Here is a 4661-nt window from a genome sequence, read left to right as displayed (position 1 = left end):
GACCTGGCCGCGGCACGCCCCGAGGCATCGCTCGCCGACTTCGCGGCCGAACTGGCGCAGCGGGCCGACACCGGGCACGCGCCCGTCGCGAGCGCGGTCACGCTGGCGACGATGCACGCGGCCAAGGGGCTCGAATGGGACGCGGTTCTGCTCCCCGGTCTTGTGGAGGGCATAATGCCGATCGTGTACGCGCGAACGGCCGAGGCCATCGAGGAAGAACGGCGGCTGCTCTACGTCGCGGTCACCAGGGCGCGGCGGCACCTGGCGCTGTCGTGGGCGCCGGCGCGCGCGCCAGGCACCGGACAGACCAGGCAGCGCTCCCGGTTTCTGGCCGGCCTCGTGCAGCCCGCCGGCGCGACCCAGGCCCAGGCCCAGCCCCAGGCCCAGCCGCGGTCCCAGGTCCAGGGAGGCCACCGGTGAGCGACTCCCTCGCACGGCTGCTCGACCTCCTCGACCTGGAACAGATCGAGGTCAACATCTTCCGCGGCCGGAGCCCCGACGAGACCGTGCAACGGGTGTTCGGCGGGCAGGTGGCCGGGCAGGCGCTGGTCGCCGCCGGCCGGACCGTGCCTGCCGACCGGCTGGTCCATTCGCTGCACGCGTACTTCATCCGGCCCGGCGACCCCGCGGTGCCGATTGTCTACACGGTGGACCGGGTGCGGGACGGACGCTCGTTCGCCACGCGGCGGGTCACCGCCATCCAGCACGGCGAGGTGATCTTCACGCTCTCCGCCTCGTTCCATCACCCGGAACCTGGGCTCGAGCACGCCGAGCCGATGCCGAAAGTGCCGCCGCCTGAGCAGGTGCGCAGCAGCGCCGAGCGGATCGCCGAGGCCACCGGGGCCGAGTTGCCACCGCATTACCGGGACAGCCCGATCGAGGTGCGGTCCGTGGGCCCGCTCAGCGTCGAGGCCGCCCGTGACCCGGCGCTGCGCGCCACCAGCAGCCAGGTCTGGCTGCGGATCAACGGGGAACTGCCCGACGACCCGCTGCTGCACGTGTGCCTGGTCACCTACGTCTCGGACCTGACGCTGCTCGACACCGTGCTGGTCAGGCACGGGGTCAGCTGGTACGACGGGCAGACCGCGGGAGCGAGCCTGGACCACGCGATGTGGTTTCACCGGCCGTTCCGCGCCGATCAGTGGCTGCTGTACGCGCAGGATTCGCCGGTCGCCTACGGGGCGCGCGGCCTGGCGCGAGGCGAGATGTTCACCGCCGACGGCGACCTGGTGGTCTCAGTGGTCCAGGAAGGCCTGATCCGGACTACGCCTAAACCGTCCCCGGGTTGATTGGTCGCCTCCCGCAGTCGCTAATTGGTTGGACTGAAGTCGTTCACCTGCGACGGAAAAACTGCAGGTCAAAAAACTGTTGCCCGGCTGTAAACGGTTACGTAGGCTGTCTCCATGTCCGTGGGCCAGCGTGTCGACCCCTCTGGAAGGAGGTGCCCACTGTGCTAATCAACACGATCACCGTCGCGGTTGCCCGTAGTGGCGCCGACCTTCCGGGTGTCCGCTCCCCGTGGGCCAGCCCGTCCGGCGCAGGGGCGCAGTATGCCTTCGGGCAGCTCCCCATCACGGCCGGTACGCCGAGCGCGCGCTTCGTCGCGTCGCGGCGCGTCCCGGCCATGCAGCCGGCTGCCGTCATGGCGGCCGCGCTGCCGACCGTTGTCCGCAAGCAGAACGTCCACAAGACCCGCGTTAACGCCGGTGGCGATGGCGCATCGGGTCCGCATCCAGAAAGGGAACCGGCCTAGGCAAAGGCCGGCCAAGATCCCCGAAGGCCGCGGACCCAGCACATAGGGTCCGCGGCCTAGTTATTTCGTAGGCCTCGGTCCCCGACGACAACAGGACCAGCAAGCGAGAGGGGATGGCACCGATGCAGTGGCCCGATGCCACCGTGAGTGCCGACGAGGGCGTGGCAACCGCGGCAAGGTTCGAGTCAAGACCGTCCGGGTTCGAGGCGGTCGGCGTGATGGAGCAGCAGGGCGTAGCGGTCAGCGTCGCGACGCTCGTCACCGGCGCCGGCGTGCCGAGTGGCCTGGATCTTCCCTGCACCGAAGACCCGGAGCTGTTCTTCGCCGAGGCTCCGCAGGACGTCGAGACGGCGAAGGCGCTCTGCCGGGGATGCCGAGCGCGGCTCGGCTGCCTTGAGGGCGCACTCGATCGGCGCGAGCCGTGGGGCGTCTGGGGCGGCGAACTGCTTCTGCGCGGCACGATCGTGCCGCGCAAGCGTCCGCGGGGGCGTCCGCGGAAGGAAGACGCCGCGATCGCCAAGGCCGACGAGCAGGCCGCGTAACCAAACCGCAGCACAGCCACTTCACCACCATCGCGGCACTTCACCATGCCGCGGTACGCAACGCGCCGCGTACCAGGCGACGCGTAAAGCACAAGCAGCGCACACAATGCACACAATGCAGAGGTTAACCATGTACTTGTCAGAAACCCTGGCACGGGACCGAAGTAGCGCCCGGTACGAGGAAGCGCAGCACGCCAGGATCGCCCGGCAGGCGGCGGAAGTCCGCAAGATGGACCGGATCAGGCAGCGCGCGGAACGCAAACTGCTCCGCGCCTGGCAGCGATCCGACGAGCTGCGCGCGTCGATCGAGGCGGCCGGCTAGCCATCACCCACAAGGACAGGACCCGGGATGCGCGTGGGCCATCCCGGGTCCAGTCATGTCCGCCGCTACGCCGTGGGCACCGGCTCCGCGGAGGCGAGCGGATCGTCGGTATACCCGGGCACCCAGCGGAGCACTTCGGCGCGGAACGCGGCCTCGCACTCGAGCTGGCACAACACGCCGGTCCCGGCGGTCGACACCCGGTGGATCAGCACGAAGGACGGCGGCACGTTGAACCTGCGGGACACGCTGGACGCGCTCAGGTCCGTGACCCGGGTCGCCTCCCCGCGCAGCCACTCCCTGCTGAACTTGAACGTCTCCACCGACGACGGCTCGGCCATCGGCGCGAGGAACGCGCGCAGCGCGTCCAGGTCCACCGAGATGCCCGGCCGCAGGAACCCGTTCGCGCGCAGTTCGCGCTCGACCTCGGCCACGTCGGGCTCGGGGTCGTGCATGATCCGCAGCAGCCGCCCGAGGAACGGCGGCAGCCCGTCGGGCAGCCGGTCCACCGCGCCGAAGTCGAGCACCCCGAGCCGCCCGTCGTCGAGCAGCCGGAAGTTGCCCGGGTGCGGGTCGGCGTGCAGCAGCCCCGCGCGGGCCGGGCCGGAGAACAGGAACCGCGTGAACAGGATGCCGGCTCGGTCCCGCTGCGCCTGTGTACCGCCGCTGATGATCTTCGACAGCGGCGTGCCGTCCATCCATTCGGTGACCAGCACATGGTCGGTCCCGGCCACGACCGGCGGCACGTAGATGTCCGGGTCGCCGGCGTACGCCTCCGCGAACGCCTGCTGCGCCTGCGCCTCGAGCCGGTAGTCGAGTTCCTCGGCGACCCGGTCCCGCAACTCGTCGAGCAGCGGCTTGACGTCGAGCCCGGGCATCAGCACGCCGAACAGCCGCCCCACCCGCGCCAGCTGGGTGAAGTCGCTGATCAGCGCCCGCCCGGCACCGGGGTACTGCACCTTGACGGCGACGGCCCTGCCGTCCTTCCAGACCGCCCGGTGTACCTGGCCGATGGACGCGGCCGCGGCGGGAGTGTCGTCGAAGGAGATGAACTGCGACCGCCACTCTGGCCCGAGGTCACCCACGAGCACCCGGTGCACGCTGCTCACGGGCAGCGGCGGCGCGGATTCCTGCAGGCGCGTCAGGGTGGCACGGTACGGCTCGGCGAGCTCGGGCGGCAGCGCCGCCTCGAAGATCGACAGCGCCTGGCCGAGCTTCATCGCGCCGCCCTTGAGCTCGCCAAGCACCCGGAAGACCTGGTCGGCGGTGCGCTGCTGGATCTCCCTGGCGACGAGCTCCGCGGACCTGCCGCCGATGCGCTTGCCAAGGCCGAGCGCGGTCCTGCCCGCGAACCCGAGCGGCAGCCCGGCTAGCTTCACGGTCCTGTTGACGGGATTGCGTGGGACGTCATTCACACTCTTTATTCTCCGTCAATTAAAGAACTTTTATTCCGAACGGTCGCGTGGTGACTCCACACTCCCACCATTCCCGCGCGACGCGCCATACGCCTCCGCGCGGCCGCGAGCGGCCCCCGTGCTGTCCTGCTGAGTTACAACACGGCACAGGCATGACGTATGCCCAGGTCCCGCCCGGTAACGTCCTGCCTAGACCTCGACGGTCACTGCGGACGAAGCTCGTCGGTGCCGCCCGCTTCGGGACCGAGGATGTCGCTGCCTTCTTCGTGGCCGAGGATGTCGGTGCCGCCTGCTTCAGGACCGAGTTCGTCCGAGCCTGCTTCCGCGCCGAGTTCGTCGGTCGCCTCTTCGTGGCCCAGGGTGTCGAAGTCTTCGGGTCCAGTAGAGTCCGCCATGCCGTTCGCCTCCTTGAGTCCGCCTCTTAATCCGAAGCGTACTCACGCGCCGTTCCCGGCGACAGGGCCTGCGTCGGGCCTGGCGCCGCGGCGGCGGCACCGCAGGTGCAGGCGAGGTGCGGCGACCACGTGCGACGGTGCCATTGCCAGTCCGGCAGCACCACCTCGAGGGTGCCGTTCCGCGTGACATGCGGAGCGGCGCGGTCGATGAACGTGAGGGCCTGCGCGGCCGCCAGC

General features: G+C 70.2%; 7 protein-coding genes and 1 pseudogene. 5 read left to right on the top strand and 3 right to left on the bottom strand.

What is annotated here, in order from left to right:
• The 5 genes from WA805_RS03245 to WA805_RS03225 all read left to right on the top strand — a co-directional run.
• Positions 1-420: 3'-5' exonuclease (locus tag WA805_RS03245; RefSeq protein ID WP_425241607.1), on the top strand; the 420-nt coding region annotated here is incomplete at its 5' end.
• Positions 417-1289, top strand: coding sequence for an acyl-CoA thioesterase II (gene tesB / locus WA805_RS03240; RefSeq protein ID WP_422280032.1), 873 nt, complete (start codon positions 417-419; stop codon positions 1287-1289). The genes WA805_RS03245 and tesB, both read left to right, overlap by 4 nt.
• A 161-nt stretch (positions 1290-1450) precedes the next feature.
• Positions 1451-1753 (top strand): hypothetical protein, encoded by a 303-nt coding sequence (locus WA805_RS03235; protein WP_422339979.1) that lies wholly within the window; start codon positions 1451-1453, stop codon positions 1751-1753.
• Between the two features lie 218 nt (positions 1754-1971).
• Complete coding sequence (locus WA805_RS03230) at positions 1972-2295, top strand: WhiB family transcriptional regulator (RefSeq protein ID WP_422280036.1); 324 nt, start codon at positions 1972-1974, stop codon at positions 2293-2295.
• 130 nt (positions 2296-2425) lie between these two features.
• A complete protein-coding gene (locus WA805_RS03225; RefSeq protein ID WP_422290513.1) occupies positions 2426-2617 on the top strand; it encodes a hypothetical protein in 192 nt (63 codons plus the stop codon).
• 65 nt (positions 2618-2682) lie between these two features.
• Here WA805_RS03225 and WA805_RS03220 read toward each other — a convergent pair whose 3' ends face one another.
• The 3 genes and pseudogenes from WA805_RS03220 to WA805_RS03210 all read right to left on the bottom strand — a co-directional run.
• Complete coding sequence (locus WA805_RS03220) at positions 2683-4029, bottom strand: ABC1 kinase family protein (RefSeq protein ID WP_422280026.1); 1347 nt, start codon at positions 4027-4029, stop codon at positions 2683-2685.
• Between the two features lie 203 nt (positions 4030-4232).
• Positions 4233-4424, bottom strand: a complete 192-nt coding sequence (locus tag WA805_RS03215) for a hypothetical protein (protein ID WP_422280024.1) — start codon at positions 4422-4424, stop codon at positions 4233-4235.
• A gap of 26 nt (positions 4425-4450) precedes the next feature.
• Positions 4451-4661, bottom strand: a pseudogene (locus WA805_RS03210) (hypothetical protein); the annotation flags it as partial.

It is taken from the genome of Trebonia sp. (assembly GCF_049794275.1).
Lineage (GTDB): Bacteria > Actinomycetota > Actinomycetes > Streptosporangiales > Streptosporangiaceae > Trebonia.
The sequence above is the reverse complement of the archived record's forward strand: the minus strand, read 5'-3'. Positions and strand labels throughout refer to the sequence as shown.

Bases quoted from the DNA above. Each gene is read 5' to 3' on its own strand.
- WA805_RS03230 (WP_422280036.1), top strand. From the start codon at position 1,972: ATGGAGCAGCAGGGCGTAGCGGTCAGCGTCGCGACGCTCGTCACCGGC.
- WA805_RS03225 (WP_422290513.1), top strand. From the start codon at position 2,426: ATGTACTTGTCAGAAACCCTGGCACGGGACCGAAGTAGCGCCCGGTAC.
- WA805_RS03215 (WP_422280024.1), bottom strand. From the start codon at position 4,424: ATGGCGGACTCTACTGGACCCGAAGACTTCGACACCCTGGGCCACGAA.